The following is a 22,850-nucleotide window of genomic DNA, read 5'->3' on the forward strand; positions in this document are numbered from 1 at the left end:
CCTTGCTCTGGCCTGTCTCGCTGCTTCTCGCGCGCGCTCTTTTTTCTTTCCGTCTCAGCCTGCTGCCAGCATGGGCTGCCTGCGCTGCAGCTCCACGGCGGCATGCTGATGGCCGCTTGCCGCCTCCAGCTTGAAGGCGCCCACCGTGCGCACCAGGTCGCCGGCCTGGCCGCGCAGGCTGGAGGCGGCGGCGGCCATCTCCTCCACCAGTGCCGAGTTCTGCTGGGTGGCCTGGTCCATCTGCGTGACTGCCTGGCCGATCTGCGCCACGCCCGAGCTTTGCTCGGAACTGGCGGCGCTGATCTCGCCCATCAGATCCGTCACGCGGCGTATGGCGTCCACCACCTCGGCCATGGTCGTGCCGGCCTGGTCGGCCAGCGCGCTGCCGTTGTGCACGCGGCTGGCGCTGTCGGTGATCAGTTGCTTGATCTGCTTGGCGGCCTCGGCACTGCGGCTGGCCAGGCCGCGCACCTCGGTGGCCACCACGGCAAAGCCCCGGCCCTGCTCGCCCGCACGCGCGGCTTCCACGGCCGCGTTCAGCGCGAGGATATTGGTCTGGAAGGCAATGCCGTCGATCACATTGATGATGTCGGCGATCTGCCGGCTGGAATCACTGATGCCGCGCATGGTGTCCACCACCTGCCGCACGACCTCGCCGCCCTGCTCGGCCACGGTGGAGGCGCCCAGCGCCAGCTGGTTGGCCATCTGCGCGTTGTCGGCGTTCTGGCGCACGGTGGAGCTGAGCTGCTCCATGGAGGCGGCCGTCTGCTGCAGCGCGCTGGCCTGGCTTTCGGTGCGCGAGGACAGGTCCTGGTTGGCCTGCGCGATTTGCCCGCTGGCCGCTGCCACGCTGACCGATCCCTGGTGCACCTGGCGCACTACGCCGCGCAGCCCCTCCTGCATGGTCTGCAGCGCGCGCAGCAGCATGGACACCTCGTCCTTGCCGCGCACATCGATGTGCCGTGTCAGGTCGCCCGCCGCCACGGCATCGGCCGTATGAATGGCCAGGCGCAGCGACCGCGCCATGTTGCGGATGATGGACCAGCCCAGCAGCACCCCCAGCAGCACGCCCGCGATGATGGAGCCCACGGCCACCGCAAAAATCACCTGGTAGAGCGACTGCGCGGCGTCGTATTCCTCCTTGGCGACGCGGGTCTGCAGCGCGGTCAACTGCACGATCACATCACGCAGCGGCGCGTACAGCGCCTCGTCCTTGTCGATCAGCAGCTGCCGGGCCAGCGCCAGGTCCCCGGACTGCAGCGCCTGCTGGGCCGGCTTCAGAAAGCCCTGCAGGAACAGCGCGCGCACGGCCTCGAAGCGGTCGGCCAGCTGCGCCTCTTCCTCGGTCAGCCGGGTCTGGCGGAACGAGGTCCAGAACTTGTTCACGTCGTTGATGTTGGTCTGTATCTCCTGCTGCTTTTGCTGCGTGTACTCGGGCAGGTGCACGGCAATGGCGCCCGAGACCGCATTGCGGTTGCGCAGCAGCAGGCGCTGCACTTCCAGCAGATCGCCCAGTGCGACCAGGCGCTCTTCATAGACCACCTTGAATCGGCGGTTGGACTCGCTGATTCCATATAGCCCAAAAGCGCCGATCACGATCATGAGCAGTGAGAGAAAACCAATCAAGGCGGTCAGGCGAGTCGATAACTTGAAATTATTCATACTGCGTCCTTTGCATGCATTGCGGATGGTTGGTGGGTACTCGCGTTGTCAGGCCGCTCCGTGATGACTCGCATCTCTCATAACGGAATCGGTAATGAAAATGAGATTTCACTAACGGGAAATGCCCGGTCTGCACAAATGCTCACAGGCATCCGGAAACGGCGATGCTGGCTTGCCGATGGCCTGCGTGGCCAATGGCGATCCATGTTGTATTGGTTTGTAAACTATTTGTTACAAACTATAGTATGAATCGAATGGGCCAGGCAATACCAGTTTTTCAGGCATTGGCCTTGGCCTGATAGGGGTTCTCTGCGTATTGCTTCGCTATTGTTTCGCTATGAAAAATACAGGCGGCAACGGCCCTGGCAGTGGCTGCGGCGCCGAACGGCCCGCCTAGAATCCGCCTTTATGCGCGTTCATGCGCGCTTGCGCGAGGCCCCTGGCCTGCCTTCACGAAAGAGATCCATGAAACCCAAAACCCTTGCCCGCGCGCTGGCCGCCCTCTGCGTGGCTGCGGCCGGACTGCTCTACGCATCGCCCTACATCGCCCTGCACCAGATCGGCAAGGCCGTGGAGCGCCGCGATGCCCAGGCCCTGTCCGGCTACGTGGACTTTCCCGCGCTGCGCGAAAGCATCAAGGGCCAGATGATGGCCAGGCTGCAGTCCCAGATGGGCGGCTCGGGCGACAGTTCGTCCAACCCCTGGCCGGCTTTGGCCAGCAACTGGCCCAGGGCCTGGTCAGCCAGTTCACCGAGGCGCTGGTCTCGCCCGACGGCGTCATGCTCATGCTGGAAAAAGGCAAGCCCGGCAAACCTACGGACGTGGCCGCCGCAGGCGTGGGCGTGGACACCCAGGGCGGGCCGCCGCGCAAGGACTACTCCGTGGAGTACCAGGGCTGGTCCAAGGTCTTCGTGCACCCGCGCGGCGAGCCGGGCGGCTTCATCTTCCGGCGAGAAGGCCTGATGGGATGGCGGCTGGTGGCCGTGAAGATGGATTGAGGGGCGCGGGCAGGCCGCCAGCACCCTGGCGCCTCAGCCTTGATGCAGCACCTTCATCACATGGCGCTTGCCCAGCCGCAGCGCGCGGGCATCGGCCTCTGGCTGCGTATCGCAGGGCTGGTCATCGGTGATGGCCTCCAGGGCCTTGCCGCTGGCCACCTCCAGCAAGGTGGCGCGCGGCAGCCAGGCACCGGGCGTGACATCGCTGGGCAGTGATGCAGGCGTGATCCGCACGCCCATGTAGAGAAGGCTGTCCATGGCCTGCCGTATCCGTTCGGATCAGCCTGCCAGCGGCGGGCGGGGCAGGGCCAGCCACTGCTGGACGGCGGGGTGCTGCCACTGCCGGCGCGCATAGGCGGCCAGCGGCGCAGGCACGGCATCGCCGTTGAGCACCAGGCGGTTGAGCATCAGCGCCAGATCCACATCGGCAATCGACCACGTGCCGGCAATGTGGTCATTCTCCGAGCGGATGAAGGCTCCCGCCACCGAAAACAGCTTGCGCGCCGCCGCCTGGCCCGCATCCGACAGCGGCGTGGGCGTGGGGCGGTAGAACACCACCTCGGTGCTGCGCTCCGAGCGCAAGGCCATCAGATCGCTGCGCAGCCAGGCCTGGACCTGGCGTACACGGGCGCGCGCCTGCGCATCCTGGGGGTAGAGCGGGGCGCCGCCAAAGCGGTCCTGCAGGTACTCGCAAATCGCCGAAGACTCCGACAGACTGAAATCGCCATCCACCAGCGTAGGCACCCGTGCCGTCAGCGATGCGGCCACATAGTCCGCCCCGGTGTTCTGGCCTGCCGAAAGGTCCAGCGTGCGCAACTCGAAGTCAATCCCCTTGACCTTCAGCGCAACGAATACGGACATGGCATAGGGAGAGGCGAATTGCGAATCGGCGTACAGCAGCATGAGGGCCTTTCGGGGAAACTGCATGGGGATTGGGGCACCGATGGTAGCCGAGTGGGCAGCCGAATGACCGGGCCGGCCATGCCTCGGCCCAAGCCCCGCAGTCCCAGGATCACACCTTCAGCGACCGCTCGATATCCGTCAGCTTGTAGCGGGCCAGGGCGAGGTTGCCACGGGCCTTGTCCAGCACCAGGTAGAGAAACAGCCCGGGGCTGTTGGGGATGAGGCGGATCAAATGGTATTGGTCGCCCAGGGTGATCAGAATATCTTCGATGCCCTTGCGCAGTCCCAGCGACTCCATGGTCTTGAGCTTGGCCCGCACCACCTGGGTATTGCCTGCCGCAGCAAGCTCCAGATCCACGCCGCTGCCCGCCTGGGCCAGGCACATCCCGCTTTGATGGTCCACCAGGGCCGCTGCCATAGCGCCTTCGATGGAAATAATGGATTGCATGGATTGGGATAGATTGCTTGACATTGAAACTTCTCTTTTTCTGAAATCGGTGTTGCCACCGGATGAAAATCGGGCTGAGAGCTTCTGCAGCTCTTCGATCAAAACAAACCAAAGTGTTTCTGAACTGCTGTCCGGTAATCGGTAAAGCTGAATGGATTCATGGTGCGGCATCAGCATTTGCTTGAGCGCTATTTCTTCCATGATGGCGCTTGGCATCAGAAAAATGCGTACGCAACGCACGGCCTCATTCAATGCTCTTTGAAACAACTCCCTGGCCTGATGCACGGCGCCGGGGCCGATCAGCAGCACCAGGGCGCTCGGCGCCGAGGGCTCGCACAGCGGCTCATCCCGCCCCGGCGGTCCGCCCCAGTCGATGACAGGGGCGCTTTCCGAGTCCGCCAGCCTCACGGCAACCCGCGGCTTGCCGGGGGCGTAGGCCACGCCCAGCTTGGCCAGGGCGCGGCCGCCCAGGCTGGAAGTCAAATCGATCACCCGAACGCCACAAGACATTTTTCAAGCACACAAGACAGAGGACGCCGCCAGGCGACGGAATGCTGCGAACTCTATATCAATTAGTTACATATGTTTCTTGCTGCTTGAAAGGCTTGGTTCGGAAAAGGGAATTGGATGTCTTGAGGAAATGCAAACAATTGTGAAATGAAGAGGCATTTTTTTATTTCTGTAGGCGTCTTCTGACAGAAAGTGCACGTCAATGTGAAGAGTGCAGAAAATAGCAAACAGATACAATCGTTGCCAGACCAGCCCATTGTCGGGCGCAAATCACCCATTCAGCGCTGAATAACAAGGGCTCCCATGCGCGGCATCCGCTCCATCCTGTCCAGGCTCGGCCTGCGTTCCGATTCCCCAAGCTCCCAACTGAAGGCCTTGTACAGCACCCAGGCCGTCATAGAGCTCGATCCCCAGGGCCACATCCTCTTCGCCAACGCGCAGTTTCTGGACCTCATGGGCTATGAGCTGGACGAGCTGCGCGGGCAGCACCACCGTATCTTCCTGGACCCGGCGGATGCGCAGGCTCGGGACTATCGGGACTTCTGGGCACGGCTTGCGCGCGGGCAAGCCTTTGTGGGCCGGTGCCGGCGCATCGACCGCCAGGGCGGGAGGTCTGGCTGCAGGCCAACTACAGCCCCGTGCTCGACAGCCGTGGACAGGTGCTGCGGGTCGTCAAGTACGCCATGGATATCTCGGCCGAAGTGCTGCGCGACGCCGAAGCCAGCAGCCAGCTGGCGGCGGTAGGCAGGGCCCAGGCCGTGATCGAGTTCGGCCTGGACGGCAGCATCCTGCGCTGCAACCGCAATTTTCTGCAGGCCATGGGCTATGCGTCCGAAGACGAGCTGGTCGGCCGGCACCACAGCATGTTCGTGGCCCCGCAGGAGCGCAGCTCGGCCGAGTACGCGGCCTTCTGGGCGCACCTGTCGCAGGGCAAGCACTACCGGGGACAGTTCCGGCGCATAGGGCGCCTGGGCAACGATGTCTGGATCGAGGCCAACTACAGCCCCGTGCTCAACCAGTCCGGCCAGCCCTTCAAGGTGGTGAAGTACGCCACCGACATCACGCAGCGCTACGAGGCCACGCGCCTGGTGCAATCGGCTTTCGAGCAACTGCAGCAATTGGTGCGCGACAGCGCTGCCCAGGCGCATGACGCGCATGCACAGGCGCGGGACGTGACGCGCATTGCCCAGCGCGGCGACGTGGCCCTGGACAGCGCGGTCGACGCCATGTCCAGCATCTCCAGCAACTCCCGTCGCATTGGCGAGATGGTGGGCCTGATCGATGGCATTGCCTTCCAGACCAATCTGCTGGCGCTCAACGCCGCTGTCGAAGCCGCGCGTGCGGGCGAGCAGGGGCGTGGGTTCGGTGTCGTGGCCGGCGAAGTGCGCAGCCTGGCCCAGCGCTGCGCCGAGGCCGCCAGGGAGGTCAAATCCGTCATCGGTGCGTCTGCGGCCAGTGTGCAACTGGGCTTCGAGCGTGTGAATGAATCGGGCGACATGATGAAGCAGATGCGCGCGGCTGCCGTGAATGCCAGCGACATCATGGACACCATCATCCAGGCCTCGCAGGCGCAGGACACGCGTCTGGGCGAGGTGCGCGAAGCCGTGCTGAGGCTGGAGAACGTCGTCGTCCAGAGCTGAGCTGCGCCCCGCTCATCCCAGGCGGCCCATGCCGCCTTCAAAGACATCGCGCACGTCACGAAGGGTCTGCGAGCCCCATTCATCACGGTGCTCGCCATGCAGGGCGGCCGCCACGTAAACGATCTCCGACAACTGCGAGATGCGTGCCGCCATGCCGTGCGCCACGATATGGCTCTCCGTGTTCTGGTGGTCGCCCATTTGCATCAGCACCTGCGCCAACTGCTGGACCTCGTAGTTGGCCTCACGGGCCAGTTCGCGCCACTGCGATGGCGTTGCGCCGGTGTCCAGCCTGGCTTGCAATTCGTGCAGCGTGGTGCGTGGAAACACGATCCCGTCCACCGGCGTCTCTGATATCTGCGCCAGCGCCTGGGCCGCTTCTGCCAGCAGGCGAGTGCGTGGGCCGGACTCCGCATCGCCGGGCACCAGCCGCGCCGAATTGATGCAGGCGGCCACATCAAACGCCGTGTTCTGCAGATCGCACGTCGAGCCGGGCTGCGCCGCGTGGCGTGCCACATCGCTGGCAATGCGCAGCAGGCGGTCGGATTCCCCGCTGTGCCGGTGCGTCTCATCGGTCATCGCGGCCTGCTTGAGTGCTTCAGCGGCCTGCAGGAACAGCGCGCGGTCCGCTTTGGCTAGCTTCTTGCGCGATGGTTTTGCGGCAGCGTGCTTCATGGACCTCCTCCGAGCAACGTACAGGGCGCAGCAAAGGAGCCGCCTGAGGGGTCAGGTAGTATTTGGCGCTTGTAGTGACAATGCTCCATAGGCTATCAAACAAAAATTTGATCGTCAATAGTTTATATAAAAAATGTTTGACTTCTCTGCGCGCCTGACGGAGGAAAGAAATAGGCTGGGCCTTAGCCAAGAGGCGTTTGGCGCTATCGCGGGAGTGTCAAAGATGTCCCAACTCAACTATGAGAAGGGCGTCAGAAAGCCTGATGTGGGTTACCTCATGGCTGTGGCGGAGCAAGGGGTTGACGTTGCCTACCTGCTAACAGGTCAACGTTTGTTTGACCCGAACGCCATCCAGCACGAGCGCTCCGAACCGACCCTCGCCGCCCGCCTGCAGCAGGAACGCCAGCGCCTGAACCTCAGCGAAGCCGAACTGGCCCACAAGGTCGGGCTGGACAAACAGACCCTGAAGCACTTCGAGTCCGGCGACCTTGTCCCCGACGCCACAGCGCTGAAGCAACTGCACCTTGCCGGCGTCGATATCGGCTACGTGCTGCTCTCTCTGCGCTCCACCCCGCCCGACGCCGATGTGCAGGCATTGCTGGAGCATTACGGCAAGGCGACGGACGCTGGGCGTGCGCTGGTGAGAGGGGTGGCGGAACTGGCTGGGCGGGGGTGAGGCTGGAGGCCTTCAAAGCTCCCGGCCTGCGCGGCACATATCTGAAAAGCGTCAATAGCTACTGAATGAATAGCAAAATTGCAGCGCACACAAGCCGTGCTGGACAGAGTGAAAAGCGGTAGCTACCATTGGTGGCTACCAATCAAGGGGCCCGCCATGGACACCGCACGCCTTTTCCAATCCGGCCGCAGTCAAGCCGTGCGGCTGCCCAAGGAATACCGTTTCACGGGCACTGAAGTCGTGGTGAAGCACTTCGGCAACGGCGTGTTGCTGCTGCCCGCAGACGACCCTTGGCAAACACTGCAAGCGGGGCTGGCTGAGTTTGAACCGGGCTTTGTGCTCGAGCGCGAGCAGCCTGACGCCCAGCAGCGGGACGAGATCAGCCCATGATCCTGCTCGACACCAACATCTGCATCTACATCATCAATGCCAAGCCCCGGAGGTGCTGGCGCGCTTTCAGCAGTACCGCATGGGCGAGGTGGGATTGTGCAGCGTGGTGGCTGCCGAACTGGCCTTTGGCGTGGCCAAAAGCGGCTCGGTCCGTAACCGCCAGGCCCTGGAGATGTTTCTTGCCCCGCTCACCATCCTCCCGTTTGACGAGGCGGCCGTGTGGGCCTATGGCGACCTGCGTGCCGATCTGGAGCGTCGAGGCAGTCCCATAGGCGCGCTTGACACCATGATCGCTGCCCACGCCCTCAGTCAGCGGGCCCTGCTGGTCACCAACAACACCCGCGAATTCGCCAAGGTGCCCGGCCTGCAGTTGGACAACTGGGCTGTCGCTACCTGATTCCCTGGGTAAATCCGATCCTAGTGCTTGCTGTATGAGCGCAAGCGGATATCAAATGTGAAGTAATCGATATCTTTTCATCGAAACCCGGCTACCCAGTTCGCGCCTCTGGACAGAGCCAGCATCCATGCTGGCTGGCCGGCTCGCACTGACCCTGGACCGAACGCAAAAAGCCCCTCGGCACCTTTCTGATGCCGAGGGGCTTTTCTTGTTTCTACGCCACCTGTGCCCAGGCATGTCCCGGGGGCCAAGTGCAATTCGCAAGCCATTGATACAGAAGCAATTCAATGGTCCCTCCGACAGGAATCGAACCTGTATCTGGCGCTTAGGAGGCGCCCGTTCTATCCATTGAACTACGGAGAGGATCAAACGGCGATTGTAAACCCACGCCGGACCCGCCCCGCGCACCGCCGGGAGGGCGGCATGCGGGGCGCTGGGGCGTCAGTCCTTGCGCACGGTGTAGATCAGGTCCAGCGCGCTGGTTTCCCCGGTCTGGCCGCGCAGGGTGAGGCGGCGCGAGAGGTCGTAGAAGATGTACAGCGTGCCCATGGCCCCCGAGAGGCTTTGCTCGTAGGTGACGTAGAGGTCGCTGGACAGGCGCTTGCCCAGGGTGAGGGCGGCGCCGGTGGAGCCTTCGCCGCCCGGGCCCTTGAAGCCGATTTCGTCCAGGCCCAGGTTGCTGGCGATCTTGCCGCTGTTGTTGCGCCCGCCGCTGAGCAGGGACAGCGCGGCCTGCTGGAGCAGGGCGCTTTCGGCGCCGCCCGTGGCGGGGTCGCGGCCCATGACCACCCAGGAGAGCTTTTCGGCATCGGGCATTTCGGGGTCGGAGTACAGGCGCACGCGCGGGGCATTGGCCGTGCCCTGCACCTGCACGCCTGCGCGTACGGCGATGTTCGGGCGCAGCGCCAGGATGTCCAGCGAGGGGTTGGCATAGGGGCCGTTGAAGCGGATGAGGCCGGTCTCCACGTCCAGCGACTGGCCCCAGGCGCGATAGCGGCCCTGCACGGTGCGGATCTCGCCGGTGATGCGCGGCGGGCCGCCCGCCACGGTGGGGCCTTGCACTTCCAGCGCGCCTTCCAGGCGGGTGGTGATGCCGTAGCCCTGCAGCGCGAAGTCGCGGCCCAGGTCGAGCTTGACGAGGATGTCGGGCAGCTTGATGGTTTCCGCGCGGGCCTGGGCCTTGCGGTCGGCCTGCTGCTGCTTGCGCGCCGCTTCCTGCTCGGCCTTGCGCGAGGCGGCCGAGTGCACGACCACGTCGGAGTCCAGCGAGGGGGCGGATTCCTCGGGCAGGATGATGGTGGCGCGGTCGGTGGTGAGGTCGCCGCGCAGCGTGAACTGGCCTTGCTCCAGCCTGGCCTGCAGGCCGCCGGAGATGCTGACCTGGCGGTCCGCGCGCACCAGCACCTGCAGCCTGGTGGCCTGGGCGCGCAGGTCCATGCTCAGGCCGGAGTTGCTGCCATCGGCATTGGGCGGGTCCCAGCGCACGAAGCCCGAGCCCGTGAGTTCGCCGCCTTCGCGCGGGGCCGTGGTGAGGTTGCCGCTGTAGCCCAGGATGCGCGCATTGCTGCCGCGCCCGCCCTGCATGCGCAGTTCGGTCAGGTCCAGCCGGTTGCCTTGCAGGCGGGCGCGCAGCACGCCGTTTTGCAGGTCGATGCCGTCCAGCGCGGACAGGATGCTCAGGCCGTCGGCCGAGAGATTGCCCTGCCACTGCGGGTTCTGGCGGTCGCCACTGATCTCGGCCTTGGCCTGCAGCGAGCCGGTGACGCGCCAGCCGGGCGGGGCGAACAGCGCCCAGATGCCGATGTCGGGCATGCGGGCGTCGATCTGGCCGGACAGCGGGGCTTTCTCGGGCCAGGTCCAGGTGCCGTTTTGCTGGGCCAGGCGCGTGCCCAGCTGGGCGGTCAGGGTGCCGGCGCGTTCGCTGTCCCAGTCGAGCTTGGCCTGCACGTCGTCGCCCTGGGCGCGCACGCTCAGGCGTGCCTGCTTGATGTGGGCGCGCATGCCGGCGCCGCGCACGGTATGCGTGCGCACTTCGCCGGGTTTGCTGGAGCGCGGGCCGGTGGTGTGGATGACGGTGGTGCCCGAGCCGTCTTCCACGGCCAGGCGCAGGTCGCCAGCGGCACGCTCGACCAGCAGTTCGGCCTTGAGCGCGGGGCCGGTGGTGTCCAGGTCCCAGCGGGCGTTGAAGCTCAGGTCGCCGCTCAGGCCCATGGCGGCCAGCGGAGGCTCCTCGGCCATGGACAGGGCATCGACCCAGGCCAGCGGCAGGGCCTGGGCGCGGCCGGTGCTGCGCAGGGCCCAGCGGCCGTCGCCGCCCTGGGTGGCGCGGGTGTCGTCCCAGGCCAGCAGCACGGGCTGCGGCGCCTCGGCATTGGCGCGGCGCTGGGCCAGCGTGGGCGGCGTGACCTGCAGGCTGCCGGCCGACGCCGTGAAGGTGGTGGACAGGACGGTACGGCCCGTGGTGCGCTGGGCAATCTGCACGGGCTGCTTGCCTGCCAGTTGCAGTTGCCAGGGGCCGGGCAGGTCCTGGCCTGGATTCAACCGGGCCTGCAGTCTGTCGATGCTGGCCTGCCAGTCCAGGGGCGCGGCACCGCGCGCCGTGGCAAGGCCTGCCTGCAGGGCTGTGTCGATCTGCGCGGTCTGCGTGCCGCGCTTCGCCTGGCCGGTGAGGCTCAGGCTGGCCTGCTCGGGCGAGCCCTTGAGGGCCAGGCGCAGCTCGGGCAGCTCCAGCGCCTGCTCGGGCGGCGTGTTGGCGGGCAGGTAGCGCAGCTTGGCTGCCTGCAGGTCGGCCTGCAGTTGCAGGCCGCTGGCGGGCAGCGGGTCGCCCACGGCGGCCTTCATGCGCTTTTGCAGTGCGCCCCATCCGCCGCGCCAGCTGGCGTCCAACTGGGCCTGGCCTTCGATCAGGGCGCCGGCCAGCGGGTCCTTCATGCCGGGCAGCTTGCGCAGCCACTGCGTGAGGGCGGTGAGTGACGACAGCTTGAGCTGGCTGCTGCCCTGGCCTGCGGCGGGGCTGATGTGGCCGTCCAGCGAGAGCTCGGCGCCGGGCAGCTCGGCCTTCAGCACGGTCTGCAGTTTTTGCTGTTCGGTGTCGAACTGCAGGCTGCGGCTGCGCACCGAGGCCTGCAGCGCATCAAGCTGCAGGTTCTCCAGCGAGAGCACGGGCTGGGCCCAGCGACCCTTGGTGGCGAGTTTCTCGATGCGCAGGGGCTGGCGCTTGCCGCCTGCGGACGCGGCTGCGGCCTGGATGTCCACGCTGAAGTCCACCTGCTGCTCTGCCGTGGTGCTGGCGCGCAGCTCGCCCTGCAGCGGTGCGGCTTCCAGGATGCTGTAGAGCGCGGCGGGGTCCAGGCGCTGGACCTTGGCCTGGCCTTCGAAGACCTTGGTGGCGGGCTCGAAGCGGCCCTGGGCGTCGATGCTGCCCGAGCCTATGGCGATCTGCGCCTGCTCCAGCAGCCACTGCTGGCCGTCATAGCGCACCGCGGCCTCGATCTGGTCCAGCGGCAGGCGCTGGCGGTCCCAGGGACCGGGCATGGCGTTGTTCAGGCGTGTCGTCAGCTGCCAGGCGGTGGTGGCGATGGCCGAGCCTGGCGCCTGGTCCGATGCCTGCTCCGTGCCTGGTGTCGTGGCTGGTGCCTGGGCCGTATCAGCTGCCTTGCCATCCGGCCCGGCCTGCAATTCGCCGCTGATGCGGGTGCGCGGTCCCTGGGGCCAGAAGGCAGCGATGTCGATCTGGCTGAGCTGGGCGCGCGCGGTCTGCAGCGGCTGGGGCTGCCAGGGCCGGATGCTGGCCTCGATGTCCGCATGCATGGGTTCGGACACGGGGGCGGCTTCCTTGCGCTCCCTGGCCTTGCCGTTCTTGCCATCGGCCTTGGCGGATTTCTGTACGGCGGCAGGGGCAGGCGTTTCCTCGGACACCGTCCCGGGCTTGGCATCAACCTGGAGCTTGATGCCCAGTTGCGCAGCGGCGGTGGCCAGGGTGCCGTCGATCTGTGCCTTGGCCTGCACGGCCAGCGGTGCAGGTTTGGGGGCCTTGGCCGTGGAGGCCTCGTCATCCGATGCCAGGGCCGGCGCCTGCAGGTCGCCCTGCAGCTGGGCCTGGATGGCCATGGGCGCACGGGCCTGCAGGCGCAGCCTGGCCTGGTAGTTGCCATCGGCCCATTGCAGGTCGCGCACGTCCAGCTGGTGCTCGCTGCCGTCGTAGACGTAGTGGCCTTGCAGGCCCAGCACCTCGGCCTGGGGCGGGCCTTGCCAGACGATGCGCTCCACATGGAAGGGCACGTCGATCTTCACGGGCAGCACGAGTTGCTGCAGTGGCTCCACGGGCTTTTTGTCCTCGGGGTCGGGGGTGCTGGCAATGCTCAGCTCGGCGATGCGCACTTCGCCCAGGCGCACGGTGCGCGACAGCAGGGGGCGCAATTGCCAGCCGATGGTGGCGTCGCGCAGCTCCACCTTCATGGTGGGGCTTTGCCATTGCAGCCAGCCGATGCGCCCGCCCTGGCGCACGGTGCCGGTGACTTCCTTGGCCTGCAGGCTCTGGCCTGCGGGCAGCCAGCCGGCCACGCGCTGCAGGGTGTAGGCCAGCGAATCGGCACGGCCGCTCCACCACCAGGCGGAGCCCAGCAGGGCGGCCAGCAGCAGGACCAGGACCAGGAAGAACCAGAGCAGGGCGCGCAGCCAGCGGCGGCGCCGGGGCGCGGGCGGGGAAGGGGACGCCTGGGGGCTTTGATCTGGCGCGGCGGAGGAGGCAGGGGTATTCAAGCGGGAATCCACCATGGTCAGAAGTTGAAGCCCAGGCGCAGGTGCAGGCGCAGCTGTTTTTCCTGGGCGCCCCAGGCGATGTCGGCCTGCACGGGGCCCACGGGGCTGCGCCAGCGCAGGCCGGTGCCCACGCCCACGCGCATGTACATGGAGTCGGGCGCATCGCCCACGGTGCCGGCGTCCAGGAAGACGGCGTGCTCCCAGTCCTGCGTGTTGCCCTTGATGACGATGGGCCGCTGCCATTCGATGCTGCCCACGGCCATGTAGCGCCCGCCGATGACCTTGCCGCTGTCGGTGCGCGCACCGATGCTCTGGTAGCCATAGCCGCGAACGGTGTTGTCGCCGCCGGTGATGAACAGTTGCGTGACGGGCAGGTCGGCATCCTTGCGGGCCAGCAAGGCGCCGCCGGAGGCGCGCAGCGCCAGGCGGCTGCGGCGCTTGGTCTCGGGATCGACCTCGCCGATGGGAATCAGGCTGAGCCAGCGGCCCGAGACGCGGCCGAACGGCGTGCGCTGGGGCGTGAGCGTGGTGCCCGCGCCGACTTCCCAGGCGAAGCCGAAGCCCGAGGAGGGCGCCAGCGTGCTGTCGAAGTAGCGGCCCGTCCAGCCGTAGTTGGCCGTGACCGATGAGCTGGAGGGCGGCGCGCCCTCGCCCTGGGTCTTGGCGTAGTCGTACTGCAGGTAGTAGTTGCGGTCGATGTGGTCTTCGGACTTGGTGCGGCCGGCGCGCAGCTGCAGGCTGTTGACATCGAAGTCGCCCGAGGGCGCGCGCTCGGCCTTGGCCGTGGTGAACCAGCGCCACAGGGTTTCGTCGGGCAGGGCGGTCCACTGCGTGGAGATCAGCGGGTTCTTGCGGTCGAAACGCATGCGCGTGACGGCACGCCAGCCCAGCCAGGGCAGGCGGTTGTGGATGTGGTCCACGCTCAGGCGCGGGCCGGTGTCGGTGCTCATGCCCACGCCGAAGACCCATTTCTGCATCTGGGCCTCGCGCACCTGGGCGATGACGGGCGTGGTGACCTGGGCGCCCTTGCGCTTGAGGGCCTCCTCATCCTCGGCGGCGCTTTCTCCCTGCTGGGGCACGTTGGCCAGCGTGAGGAAGACGGAGTCGTAGTAGCCGCTGCTGGCCAGGCGCAGCTGGGCGTCGACCAGGGCGGTCTGGTCGTATTCCTCGCCCTCGGGCAGGCGTGCGATGCGGGCCGTGCCCACGGGGTCGTAGCGCTGGGCGCCTTCGATGCGCAGCGGGCCGAAGGTGTAGGCCGGGCCGGGTGCATAGGCCACGCTGACATCGGCCTCATGCGTGTCGGCGTCGATGTCGGCCAGGCTGGAGTCGATGCGCGCCAGCGGGTAGCGGCGCGACTGCAGCGTGCGCAGGCCCTGGCTCTTGGCCTGGCTCCAGTTGGACTGGCTGAAGCGCTGGCCGGGCTGCAGCGGCCAGTCCTCTTCGATGGTGGCGCGCTGGGAGGCGCCGTCGGGATCGTCGGCATTGACGCCCGCAAAGCGCACCTGGCTGCGCGCAATGGTGGCGGGCTCGCCCGGGTCCACCTTGACGGTGACCTGCAGCGGGGCCTCTTCGGATTCGGGCGTTTCCTTGATCTCCACCGTGACCGTGGGGCTGAAGTAGCCCAGCGTGCCGATCAGGTCGCGCACGTTGGCGTCGGTGGCGCCCAGCAGCCGCGTGAGCTCGCGCCGCTGCAGATCGCTCTGGTAGCGGTAGCGGCGCAGTTCGAGGTGCTTTTCCAGCAGCTCGCGCACTTCCTTGGGCGCATCGACGACGAGCGAGAAGGCCGGGTCGCCGGTCGCTGCAATCAGCGACGGGTCCGTGTCCTTGTCATCATTCTTGGACGGCAGGAGGCTGCAGCCGCCGAGCATCAGGGCTGCACTCAACAGAAACAAAAACGCCGGCCCTCGGGCCGGCGCTGTCGCGGGGGGAGCTTGGGCATCAGCCTATTTTGACAGCAGGCGCATGGCGTCTTCCAGACCTTTGAGTGTCAAAGGGTACATGCGGTTGCCCGTGAGCTGCTGGATGATGCTGATGCTCTGGCGGTACTGCCAGACGCCGGGCGGCTCGGGGTTGATCCAGGCAAAGCGCGGGAAGGCATGCGTCAGGCGCTGCAGCCATTCGGCGCCGGGCTCCTCGTTCATGTACTCCACGCTGCCGCCGGGCTGCAGGATCTCGTAGGGGCTCATGGTGGCGTCGCCCACGAAGATCAGCTTGTAGTCCTTGTTGTACTTGCGGATGATGTCCCAGGTCGGAAACTTCTCGGCGAAGCGGCGGCGGTTGTTCTTCCACATGAAGTCGTAGACGCAGTTGTGGAAGTAGTAGAACTCCAGGTGCTTGAACTCGCTCTTGACTGCGGAGAACAGCTCTTCCACGCGCTGCACATGCTCGTCCATGGTGCCGCCCACGTCCATGAGCAGCAGCACCTTCACGTTGTTGTGGCGCTCCGGGATCATCTTGATGTCCAGGTAGCCCGCGTTGGCGGCCGTGCTGCGGATGGTGTCGGGCAGGTCCAGCTCCAGCTCGCCGCCTTCGCGGGCGAACTTGCGCAGCCGGCGCAGCGCGACCTTGATGTTGCGCGTGCCCAGCTCCTGCGTGTCGTCGTAGTCGCGGTAGGCGCGCTGCTCCCAGACCTTGACGGCGCTCTTGTTGCGGCCCGGCCCGCCGATGCGCACGCCGGCCGGGTTGTAGCCGCCGTGGCCGAAGGGGCTGGTGCCGCCCGTGCCTATCCATTTGTTGCCGCCTTCGTGCCGCTCCTTTTGCTCTTCGAGCCGCTTCTTGAGCGTCTCCATCAGCTCGTCCCAGCCCATGGCCTCGATGGCGGCCTTTTCCTCGGGCGAGAGCTCGCGCTCCAGCAGCTTCTTCAGCCAGTCCTGGGGAATTTCGCGCGTGAGGTCGGCCACCATCTCCACGCCCTTGAAGTAGGCGGCAAAGGCGCGGTCGTACTTGTCGTAGTGCTTCTCGTCCTTGACCAGCACGGTGCGGCCCAGGTGGTAGAAGTCGTCCAGGCTCCAGGCGTCGTCGCTCTTGGGGCCGACCACGCCGGCCTGCAGTGCCTCCAGCAGGGTCAGGAACTCCTTGACCGAGACGGGCAGCTTGGCCGCGCGCATGGTGTAGAAGAAGTCGATCAGCATGGCATCTCCCGAAGGCCCGGCGTACGCGCCCTCATGTGCGCGCCACGGCGGTGCTGCCGTCCGAATGGCGCTGCAGCTGGTCCAGCAGCTGGGCGCGCGACTCGGGCCATTCGCCGCTGCGCAGGCTGTACATCACGGTGTCGCGGATGGTGCCGTCGCGGCGCAGCGCGTGGCCGCGGATCACGCCGTCCTTCCTGCCGCCCAGGCGCTCGATGGCGCGCTGGCTGGCGAAGTTGAAGCAGTCCGTGCGCCAGCCCACCACATGGCAGGACAGCGTGTCGAACGCATGGCCCATGAGCATGAGCTTGGCCGAGGTGTTGACATGGGTGCGCTGCACGCTGCGCGCGTACCAGGTGTAGCCGATCTCCACGCGGCGCACCTCGGGCAGGATGTCGTGGTAGCTGCTGGTGCCCAGCACCTTGCCGCTGTCGTCGTCCAGCACGGCAAAGGCGAAGCGCTTGCCCAGGCTGCGCTGCTCCAGGGCGGCCTCGATATAGGCACGCACATCACCGGGCTCGGGTGCCGAGGTCACGCGGATGCGCCACAGCTGGCCGTCCTGCACGGCCTCGCGCAGCCCGGCTTCATGGGCCAGGGCCAGGGGCTCCAGCCGCACGCCGTTGAAGCGCATGACCACGGGTCGCACAAAGCCCTGGTGCGCCACCGCGCCGGCCACGGGAATGGTCGTCACCTGGCCGGTGAGGGCCGGCACGCCCGTGTCGTTGGTGTGTTCGGGATGGGGCATGGGCGCAGGCCTCAGCGGTTGCGCTGGTTCATGAAGACCAGCTTCTCGAACAGGCTCACATCCTGCTCGTTCTTGAGCAGGGCGCCCACCAGCGGCGGCACGGCGACCTTGCCCTCGGCGGTCTGCAGCGACTCCACGGGAATGTCCTCGGCCACCAGCAGCTTGAGCCAGTCGATCAACTCGCTGGTGGAGGGCTTCTTCTTGAGGCCGGGCAGGTTGCGCACGTCGTAGAACACCTTCATCGCGGCGGTCAGCAGCTCGCCCTGCAGCTTGGGGAAGTGCACGGCCACGATCTGGCGCATGGTGTCGGCGTCGGGGAACTTGATGTAGTGGAAGAAGCAGCGGCGCAGGAAGGCGTCGGGCAGCTCCTTTTCGTTGTTGGAGGTGATGAACACCAGCGGCCGGTGCTTGGCGCGGATCATCTCGCGCGTCTCGTAGCAGTAGAACTCCATGCGGTCGATCTCGCGCAGCAGGTCGTTCGGGAATTCGATATCGGCCTTGTCGATTTCGTCGATCAGCAGGGCCACGGGCCGGTCTGCCGTGAAGGCCTGCCACAGAACGCCCTTGATGATGTAGTTGTGGATGTCCTTGACGCGCTCGCCGCCGTCGATGTCGGACAGTTGCGAGTCGCGCAGGCGGCTGACGGCGTCGTATTCATACAGGCCCTGCTGGGCCTTGGTGGTGGACTTGATGTGCCACTGCAGCAGCGGCATGTCCAGCGCTGCGGCCACTTCCTCGGCCAGCATGGTCTTGCCCGTGCCGGGCTCTCCCTTGACCAGCAGCGGGCGCTGCAAGGTGGCTGCGGCATTCACCGCGAGCATCAAATCCTGGGTGGCGACGTAGTTCTCGGAACCTTGAAATTTCATGGGCGGTATCAGCGTAAGTATTGATGGGGACGCTTGACGGTGACTGCCATAATCGTTCGCGCTACCCGCTCAGCAGTAGGCATCCGTCAGAACTCTTGAAGGATTGTGCGCGCAAAATGATAAAAACTTTGACCACGGTATTGGCGCTGACTGTCGCATCTGTGACCCCTGTGGCACAGGCCCAGCAAAGCAAAGGTGACGCAAAGGCAGGGGAGGGGAAGATCGCCATGTGCATTGGCTGCCATGGCATCCAGGGCTACCAGGCCAGCTTCCCCGAGGTGTACAAGGTCCCCAAGATTTCAGGACAGGGCGCACCCTACATCGTGGCCGCGCTGCAGGCCTACCAGAAGGGCGAGCGCAAGCACCCCACCATGCGCGGCATCGCCGATCCGCTGACCGAGCAGGACATGGCCGACGTGGCCGCCTACTACGCCGAGCATGGCGTGGCCAAGGCCGCCGACGCCAAGGTCCGCGAGCCCAGCACCCAGGTTGCCGCGCTGCTGCAAAAAGGGGCCTGCGTCTCCTGCCACGGCCAGGGTTTTTCCAAGCCCATCGACCCCAGCTACCCGAAGGTGGCGGGCCAGTATGCGGACTATCTGTACTCTGCCCTCAAGTCCTACAAGACCGAAGGCAACCCCCACATCGGCCGCAGCAACGGCGTGATGGCCGGCATTGCCAAGCAGTTCACCAACAGCGAACTCAAGGCGCTGGCCAACTACATCGGCAGCCTCGATGGCGAGCTGCAGACCCTGCCCCAGCCCCATTTCCGCCTCGGCCAGAAATCGCAGTAGGTCGCGCCTTTCCTCCAAAGCAAAAGCCCGCAATTGCGGGCTTTTTTCGGGCTTTGTTTCGGGCTTTGTTTCGGGCTTTGTCTTGAGGCGCTGAACGGCCGGGACTATGCGCCGCTCGTGGCCTTGGCGCCGTCGCTGGTGGCGCGGCGCTGCACGGCGGCAATGTAGGCCTCGCCATCCGGGGGGCGGCCCGAGCGCTGGCTTTCCCAGAGCATCTGCCCCAGGCATTCCATGGTGGCGTGGTGGGCGTCGTGCAGCGAGTCCAGGCGGCGGCTGAGCAGCTCCACGGCCTGGCGTATGCCGCGCGGCTGGTCGATGCTGCACTGCTCGCTGATGGACAGGTGCATGGACAGGTGCAGGAAAGGATTGGTCACACCGGGCGTGGCGTCGTAGTCGCGCAGCAGGGCGGCGTCCACGTCGGCGAGGTCATCGAAATACTCGGGATGCTCGGCAATCCAGAGGCTGGCCAGCGTCTCTATGGCCTCCATCGGCGCGCCGTTCAGCATCTTGGTGCGCACGCCGCAGAAAAAGCGCCGCACATCGGCTTGGGTGGGGTTGAACATGGTGGCGCGCAGCGTAGCACGCAGCCCTTTTGGGCGGGCACGCAAGGACTTTGCCGAGGGCCCGCCGCAAGAGGAGGTCAGAGCACTTCGAAGACCCTGCCGGTCTGGGCTCCTTCCACGCTGCGCTGGTAGGCCAGGGCCACGCGCGCGGCGGGCACGGTCTCGAAGCCGGGGAAGACCGAGCCATAGGCCTGGGCCGATTCGGTCAGCAGCGTGGGGCTCACGGCATTGATTCGCAGGCCGCGCTGCAGTTCGACCGCAGCGCCGGTGACGAAGCCGTGGAGGGCGGCATTCACCGTCGATGCATTGGCGCCGTGGCGGATGGGCTCGGTGGCGGCGACGCCGCTGGTCAGCGTGATGGAGCCGCCGTCGCGCAGCCAGCGCTGACCCAGCAGGGCGAGCCGCACCTGGCCCAGCAGCTTGTCCTGCAGGCCGGAGTTGAACTGCTCGGCCGTCATCTCGGACAGCGGGCCGAAGTGCAGCTTGCCGGCCGTGCTGACGATGGCGTCCACCTGGCCGGCGGCTTCGAACATTTTCTGCAGCGTCTCGGGCTGCGTGAAGTCGGCGCGCAGGTCGCCGCTGTTGCGGCCCACGGTGACGATCTCATGGCGCGGGGCCAGCAGGGCGTGGACAGCGCGGCCAATGGTGCCGGTGGCACCGATGAGCAGGATCTTCATTCGGTTTTCTTTCGGAAGGAGTGAACAGGCCTCCAGTGTTTTGCAAATTGCCTATGCCATAAAGTAGCGAAATCTTTTTGTACTACTAAGCATTGGTTAGCAATCCATGGACAAGCTGCGCAATATGGAGGTCTTCATGGCCGTGGTCGAGGACGGCAGCTTTGCCCAGGCCGCGCGGCGCCTGGACATCTCGGCCGTGATGGTGGGCAAGCATGTGCAGCAACTGGAAGCCCACCTGGGCGCGCGCCTGCTGCAGCGCACCACGCGGCGCCACAGCCTGACCGAGGTGGGCCGCAGCTTCTACGAGGACAGCCGCCAGGTCTTCGAGCAGTTGCGCTGGGCCGAGTCTGCCGTGGAGCGCAGCCGCAGCGCACCCCAGGGCCTGCTGCGCATCAGCGCGCCGACCACGCTGGGCAACCATGTGATCGCGCCGCTGGTGGCCGACTACCAGCTGGCCAATCCGCTGGTGCGCGTGGATCTGCAACTGAGCGACAGCATGGCCGACCTGGTGGGCGAGAACATCGACGTGGCCGTGCGCATCGGCCCCGTGGGCGGAGAAGGCCTGGTGGCGCGGCCGCTGCAGCCCTATCGCATGGTGATTGCGGCGGCGCCCTCGTACCTGCGGCGGCGCGGGCATCCGCGTGGCGTGGACGATCTGGCGCGCCATGACTGCCTGAGCTACGCGGTCTGGCAGAGACGCTCGGAATGGATTCTGCGCGGCGACGGCTCGGGTTCGGTGCAGTGGCCCGACGACGCCCGCCTGCGCTGCAACAGCGGCGACGGGCTGCGCCATGCGGCGCTGCGCGGCCTGGGCCTGATCCTGCAGCCCGAGGTGCTGCTGGCCGCCGACATGGCCGCGGGCCGGCTGGTGCCCGTGCTGCAGGACTGCGTGCCACTGCCGCGCCCGGTGCACCTGGTCTATCTGCCGGACCGCCGCCAGCTGCCCAAGCTGGCGCAGTTCGTGGACCACATGGTGCGGGCGCTGGGCGCGGCCTGAGGCCCGGTTTTCAGGGGCCGGGCGGCGGCGGGGCTTCCTGCGGCGCCTGGGCCTTCTCCTGCTGCGCCTGGGCCTCCTGCCGCTCCTTGGCCATCTGCTCGACCAGCTGCTGGCGGCCCTGCTTGGCCACGGCAATGAGCTGGGCCTGGTCCTTGTGGTGGGGGTACATGCGCTCGATCAGCTCCAGGTTGTGCTCCCGAAAGCGCGTGGTGGTGCGCTGGGCCTCGGCAGGGCTGTGGCCCGCAAGTTCCAGCACGGTTCGCGCCGAGACCAGGCTGGACTCGAAGACTTCGCGCTCGACATGGTGCACGCCCAGGTCGCGCAACTGGTACCAGTGGGCCATGTCGCGCGCGCGGGCCACGATCTCCAGGTGCGGAAAGCGCTTGCGCACGCGGGCGGCGATCTTCAGCGATTGCTCGGAAGAGTCCACGGCAATGACCAGCACCCGCGCCTTGTCCGCGCCGGCAATGCGCAGCAGGTCCATGCGCGTGGCATCGCCGAAGAACACGCGGTAGCCGAAGGTGTGGGCCACTTCCAGCATCTCCACGCTGTGGTCGAGGATGGTGGCCGGCACGCCCTGGGTCAGCAGCACGCGTGCCACGATCTGGCCGTAGCGGCCAAAGCCCGCAATGATGATTTGCGCGTCCTGCGGCTCCGATATTTCATGGGGCCTGGCAGCCTGGCCCGCGCCGTCGACCTGGCAATCCTTCATGTCGGCAAAGCGCTTGAGCAGCAGCTTGTCCATCAGCACCAGCACCAGCGGGCCGATCAGCATGGACAGGGCCACGGCGGCCACCAGCATGGACGAGATGCTGTGGTGGAACACCTTGTACTGCGCCGCCGTCTGGAACACCACGAAGGCGAACTCCCCGCCCTGGGCCAGCAGCAGAGCGAACACCGGGCGCTCGCGCCAGGGCAGCTTCAGCACGCGGGCCAGGGTGTAGAGCACGGCGCCCTTGAGCGCCAGAAAGCCCAGCACCATGGCCGCCATGGCCCAGGGCGCGCGCAGCAGCACGCCGAAGTCGATGCTCATGCCCACGGCCATGAAGAACAGGCCCAGCAGCAGGCCCTTGAAGGGCTCGATGTTGGTCTCCAGCTCGCTGCGGTACTCGCTGTCGGCCAGCAGCACGCCGGCCAGGAAGGCTCCCAGCGCCATGGACAGGCCCACCTGCACCATCAGCATGGCAATGCCCACCACCAGCAGCAGCGAGGTGGCCGTGAAGATCTCGGGCGTGCGGCTGCGCGCGATCCAGCGCAGCAGGGGGCGCAGCAGCAGGCGGCCGCCCACCACCACGGCGGCGATGGTGCCCACGGTCTTGAGCACCTGCAGCCACAGGTGGCTGTCGGTGTGCGTGGCATTGGCGGCCTTGACCGCGCCCAGGATGGGGATCAGCGCCAGGATGGGAATGGCGGCCACGTCCTGGAACAGCAGGATGGAGAAGCTGGCCTGGCCGCTGGGCGTGCGCATGAGGTTGCGCTCGGCCATGACCTGCAGGCAGATGGCCGTGGACGACAGGGCCAGGCCCATGCCCGCGATCAGGCTCACGCGCCAGGAAAAGCCGAAGGCCCAGGCCGCCAGGAACAGCACGCCCGTGCAGGCCAGCATCTGCGCCAGCCCCCATCCCAGGATGGGCCGGCGCAGCTCCCACAGGCGGCTGGGCTGCAGCTCCAGCCCGATCACGAAGAGCATCAGCACCACGCCGAACTCGGCGAAATGAAGAATGTCATCCACATTGCTGACAAGCGACAGTCCCCAGGGGCCCATGGCAATGCCGGCGCCCAGGTAGCCAATGATGGCGCCCAGGCCCAGGGCACGCGCAATGGGCACGGCCAGCACGGCGGCGGTGAGATAGAGAAAGCCGTAGGTCAGCCAGATGGGGGCGCTGTGTTCCATGGAAGCTTGGGATCTTGGAGTTGGTGTTTACCCTGGGGCAATTGATTGTGTCACTCTCACAGCCGGGTCAGCTTCCTGACAGGGTTGAAAATTCCCCCCACGCTCCCCTTGCTGCGCAAGGTCCGCTGCCCC

20 protein-coding genes, 1 tRNA gene and 2 pseudogenes are annotated in these 22,850 nt (G+C 66.5%); 9 read left to right on the plus strand and 14 right to left on the minus strand.

Annotation, left to right across the window (positions count from 1 at the left end; genetic code table 11):
* Positions 1-54 precede the first annotated feature (54 nt).
* A complete protein-coding gene (locus CLV01_RS08155; RefSeq protein WP_097203441.1) occupies positions 55-1,662 on the minus strand; it encodes a methyl-accepting chemotaxis protein in 1,608 nt (535 codons plus the stop codon).
* A 465-nt stretch (positions 1,663-2,127) separates the two neighbouring features.
* On the opposite strand from CLV01_RS08155, the pseudogene CLV01_RS29445 reads away from it, so the two are divergent.
* Positions 2,128-2,322 (plus strand): annotated as a pseudogene (locus CLV01_RS29445) (DUF2939 domain-containing protein); the annotation flags it as partial.
* 125 nt (positions 2,323-2,447) lie between these two features.
* Complete coding sequence (locus CLV01_RS29450) at positions 2,448-2,660, plus strand: hypothetical protein (RefSeq protein ID WP_257221604.1); 213 nt, start codon at positions 2,448-2,450, stop codon at positions 2,658-2,660.
* A gap of 33 nt (positions 2,661-2,693) precedes the next feature.
* Here the strand turns inward: CLV01_RS29450 and CLV01_RS08165 are convergent, their stop codons facing one another.
* From CLV01_RS08165 to CLV01_RS29455, 3 genes are all read right to left on the minus strand, one after another.
* On the minus strand, positions 2,694-2,918 hold the full coding sequence (locus CLV01_RS08165) for a hypothetical protein (protein ID WP_099734575.1): 225 nt from the start codon (positions 2,916-2,918) through the stop codon (positions 2,694-2,696).
* Positions 2,919-2,939: 21 nt separating this feature from the next.
* On the minus strand, positions 2,940-3,563 hold the full coding sequence (gene yfcF / locus CLV01_RS08170) for a glutathione transferase (protein ID WP_099735198.1): 624 nt from the start codon (positions 3,561-3,563) through the stop codon (positions 2,940-2,942).
* Between the two features lie 109 nt (positions 3,564-3,672).
* Entirely contained in the window at positions 3,673-4,011 is a 339-nt protein-coding gene (locus tag CLV01_RS29455) for a hypothetical protein (RefSeq protein ID WP_017405441.1), read from the minus strand.
* Positions 4,012-4,824: 813 nt separating this feature from the next.
* Here CLV01_RS29455 and CLV01_RS29460 point away from each other — a divergent pair.
* Positions 4,825-5,091, plus strand: a pseudogene (locus tag CLV01_RS29460) (PAS domain-containing protein); the annotation flags it as partial.
* 11 nt (positions 5,092-5,102) lie between these two features.
* Complete coding sequence (locus CLV01_RS08180) at positions 5,103-6,161, plus strand: methyl-accepting chemotaxis protein (RefSeq protein ID WP_257221234.1); 1,059 nt, start codon at positions 5,103-5,105, stop codon at positions 6,159-6,161.
* Positions 6,162-6,173: 12 nt separating this feature from the next.
* Here the strand turns inward: CLV01_RS08180 and CLV01_RS08185 are convergent, their stop codons facing one another.
* On the minus strand, positions 6,174-6,833 hold the full coding sequence (locus tag CLV01_RS08185; RefSeq protein ID WP_099734573.1) for a hypothetical protein: 660 nt from the start codon (positions 6,831-6,833) through the stop codon (positions 6,174-6,176).
* Between the two features lie 133 nt (positions 6,834-6,966).
* On the opposite strand from CLV01_RS08185, the gene CLV01_RS08190 reads away from it, so the two are divergent.
* The 3 genes from CLV01_RS08190 to CLV01_RS08200 all read left to right on the plus strand — a co-directional run bounded on the left by CLV01_RS08190 (position 6,967) and on the right by CLV01_RS08200 (position 8,296).
* Entirely contained in the window at positions 6,967-7,509 is a 543-nt protein-coding gene (locus CLV01_RS08190; RefSeq protein ID WP_099734572.1) for a helix-turn-helix domain-containing protein, read from the plus strand.
* A 156-nt stretch (positions 7,510-7,665) separates the two neighbouring features.
* Complete coding sequence (locus CLV01_RS08195) at positions 7,666-7,899, plus strand: antitoxin (protein ID WP_043824440.1); 234 nt, start codon at positions 7,666-7,668, stop codon at positions 7,897-7,899.
* Positions 7,900-7,951: 52 nt separating this feature from the next.
* Positions 7,952-8,296 carry a type II toxin-antitoxin system VapC family toxin gene (locus CLV01_RS08200; protein WP_257221235.1) on the plus strand — a complete coding sequence of 115 codons (345 nt, stop codon included), beginning with the start codon at positions 7,952-7,954 and terminating at the stop codon, positions 8,294-8,296.
* A gap of 288 nt (positions 8,297-8,584) precedes the next feature.
* Here CLV01_RS08200 and CLV01_RS08205 read toward each other — a convergent pair.
* The 6 genes from CLV01_RS08205 to CLV01_RS08230 all read right to left on the minus strand — a co-directional run bounded on the left by CLV01_RS08205 (position 8,585) and on the right by CLV01_RS08230 (position 17,796).
* Positions 8,585-8,659 (minus strand) — tRNA-Arg (locus CLV01_RS08205).
* A 78-nt stretch (positions 8,660-8,737) separates the two neighbouring features.
* Positions 8,738-13,072 carry a translocation/assembly module TamB domain-containing protein gene (locus CLV01_RS08210; protein WP_099734571.1) on the minus strand — a complete coding sequence of 1,445 codons (4,335 nt, stop codon included), beginning with the start codon at positions 13,070-13,072 and terminating at the stop codon, positions 8,738-8,740.
* 2 nt (positions 13,073-13,074) lie between these two features.
* Entirely contained in the window at positions 13,075-14,925 is a 1,851-nt protein-coding gene (locus CLV01_RS08215; protein ID WP_043824435.1) for an autotransporter assembly complex protein TamA, read from the minus strand.
* Between the two features lie 75 nt (positions 14,926-15,000).
* On the minus strand, positions 15,001-16,188 hold the full coding sequence (locus tag CLV01_RS08220; protein WP_012203587.1) for a vWA domain-containing protein: 1,188 nt from the start codon (positions 16,186-16,188) through the stop codon (positions 15,001-15,003).
* Between the two features lie 31 nt (positions 16,189-16,219).
* On the minus strand, positions 16,220-16,930 hold the full coding sequence (locus CLV01_RS08225; protein WP_099734570.1) for a GNAT family N-acetyltransferase: 711 nt from the start codon (positions 16,928-16,930) through the stop codon (positions 16,220-16,222).
* Positions 16,931-16,941: 11 nt separating this feature from the next.
* Entirely contained in the window at positions 16,942-17,796 is an 855-nt protein-coding gene (locus CLV01_RS08230; protein ID WP_012203589.1) for an AAA family ATPase, read from the minus strand.
* A 116-nt stretch (positions 17,797-17,912) separates the two neighbouring features.
* Here CLV01_RS08230 and CLV01_RS08235 point away from each other — a divergent pair, with 116 nt between their 5' ends.
* Positions 17,913-18,587: a c-type cytochrome gene (locus CLV01_RS08235; protein WP_012203590.1), complete on the plus strand. Its 675-nt coding sequence runs from the start codon at positions 17,913-17,915 to the stop codon at positions 18,585-18,587.
* Between the two features lie 104 nt (positions 18,588-18,691).
* On the opposite strand, the gene CLV01_RS08240 is transcribed toward CLV01_RS08235, so the two are convergent.
* Both CLV01_RS08240 and CLV01_RS08245 read right to left on the minus strand, forming a co-directional pair.
* A complete protein-coding gene (locus CLV01_RS08240; protein ID WP_099734569.1) occupies positions 18,692-19,150 on the minus strand; it encodes a DUF1841 family protein in 459 nt (152 codons plus the stop codon).
* A 77-nt stretch (positions 19,151-19,227) separates the two neighbouring features.
* Positions 19,228-19,827, minus strand: coding sequence for a short chain dehydrogenase (locus tag CLV01_RS08245; protein ID WP_012203592.1), 600 nt, complete (start codon positions 19,825-19,827; stop codon positions 19,228-19,230).
* A 106-nt stretch (positions 19,828-19,933) separates the two neighbouring features.
* On the opposite strand from CLV01_RS08245, the gene CLV01_RS08250 reads away from it, so the two are divergent.
* On the plus strand, positions 19,934-20,824 hold the full coding sequence (locus tag CLV01_RS08250) for a LysR family transcriptional regulator (RefSeq protein WP_099734568.1): 891 nt from the start codon (positions 19,934-19,936) through the stop codon (positions 20,822-20,824).
* Between the two features lie 10 nt (positions 20,825-20,834).
* On the opposite strand, the gene kefC is transcribed toward CLV01_RS08250, so the two are convergent.
* Positions 20,835-22,718, minus strand: a complete 1,884-nt coding sequence (gene kefC, locus CLV01_RS08255) for a glutathione-regulated potassium-efflux system protein KefC (protein WP_099734567.1) — start codon at positions 22,716-22,718, stop codon at positions 20,835-20,837.
* Positions 22,719-22,850 lie beyond the last annotated feature (132 nt).

The sequence above is a fragment of the Delftia sp. 60 genome, from assembly GCF_002754395.1.
Taxonomy (GTDB): domain Bacteria; phylum Pseudomonadota; class Gammaproteobacteria; order Burkholderiales; family Burkholderiaceae_C; genus Comamonas; species Comamonas acidovorans.

Coding starts and splice junctions, on each gene's coding strand:
- CLV01_RS08155 (WP_097203441.1), bottom strand. CDS start 1,662: ATGAATAATTTCAAGTTATCGACTCGCCTGACCGCCTTGATTGGTTTT.
- CLV01_RS29450 (WP_257221604.1), top strand. CDS start 2,448: ATGCTGGAAAAAGGCAAGCCCGGCAAACCTACGGACGTGGCCGCCGCA.
- CLV01_RS08165 (WP_099734575.1), bottom strand. CDS start 2,918: ATGGACAGCCTTCTCTACATGGGCGTGCGGATCACGCCTGCATCACTG.
- yfcF (WP_099735198.1), bottom strand. CDS start 3,563: ATGCTGCTGTACGCCGATTCGCAATTCGCCTCTCCCTATGCCATGTCC.
- CLV01_RS29455 (WP_017405441.1), bottom strand. CDS start 4,011: ATGCAATCCATTATTTCCATCGAAGGCGCTATGGCAGCGGCCCTGGTG.
- CLV01_RS08185 (WP_099734573.1), bottom strand. CDS start 6,833: ATGAAGCACGCTGCCGCAAAACCATCGCGCAAGAAGCTAGCCAAAGCG.
- CLV01_RS08190 (WP_099734572.1), top strand. CDS start 6,967: ATGTTTGACTTCTCTGCGCGCCTGACGGAGGAAAGAAATAGGCTGGGC.
- CLV01_RS08195 (WP_043824440.1), top strand. CDS start 7,666: ATGGACACCGCACGCCTTTTCCAATCCGGCCGCAGTCAAGCCGTGCGG.
- CLV01_RS08210 (WP_099734571.1), bottom strand. CDS start 13,072: ATGGTGGATTCCCGCTTGAATACCCCTGCCTCCTCCGCCGCGCCAGAT.
- CLV01_RS08215 (WP_043824435.1), bottom strand. CDS start 14,925: ATGCTCGGCGGCTGCAGCCTCCTGCCGTCCAAGAATGATGACAAGGAC.
- CLV01_RS08220 (WP_012203587.1), bottom strand. CDS start 16,188: ATGCTGATCGACTTCTTCTACACCATGCGCGCGGCCAAGCTGCCCGTC.
- CLV01_RS08225 (WP_099734570.1), bottom strand. CDS start 16,930: ATGCCCCATCCCGAACACACCAACGACACGGGCGTGCCGGCCCTCACC.
- CLV01_RS08230 (WP_012203589.1), bottom strand. CDS start 17,796: ATGAAATTTCAAGGTTCCGAGAACTACGTCGCCACCCAGGATTTGATG.
- CLV01_RS08235 (WP_012203590.1), top strand. CDS start 17,913: ATGATAAAAACTTTGACCACGGTATTGGCGCTGACTGTCGCATCTGTG.
- CLV01_RS08240 (WP_099734569.1), bottom strand. CDS start 19,150: ATGTTCAACCCCACCCAAGCCGATGTGCGGCGCTTTTTCTGCGGCGTG.
- CLV01_RS08245 (WP_012203592.1), bottom strand. CDS start 19,827: ATGAAGATCCTGCTCATCGGTGCCACCGGCACCATTGGCCGCGCTGTC.
- CLV01_RS08250 (WP_099734568.1), top strand. CDS start 19,934: ATGGACAAGCTGCGCAATATGGAGGTCTTCATGGCCGTGGTCGAGGAC.
- kefC (WP_099734567.1), bottom strand. CDS start 22,718: ATGGAACACAGCGCCCCCATCTGGCTGACCTACGGCTTTCTCTATCTC.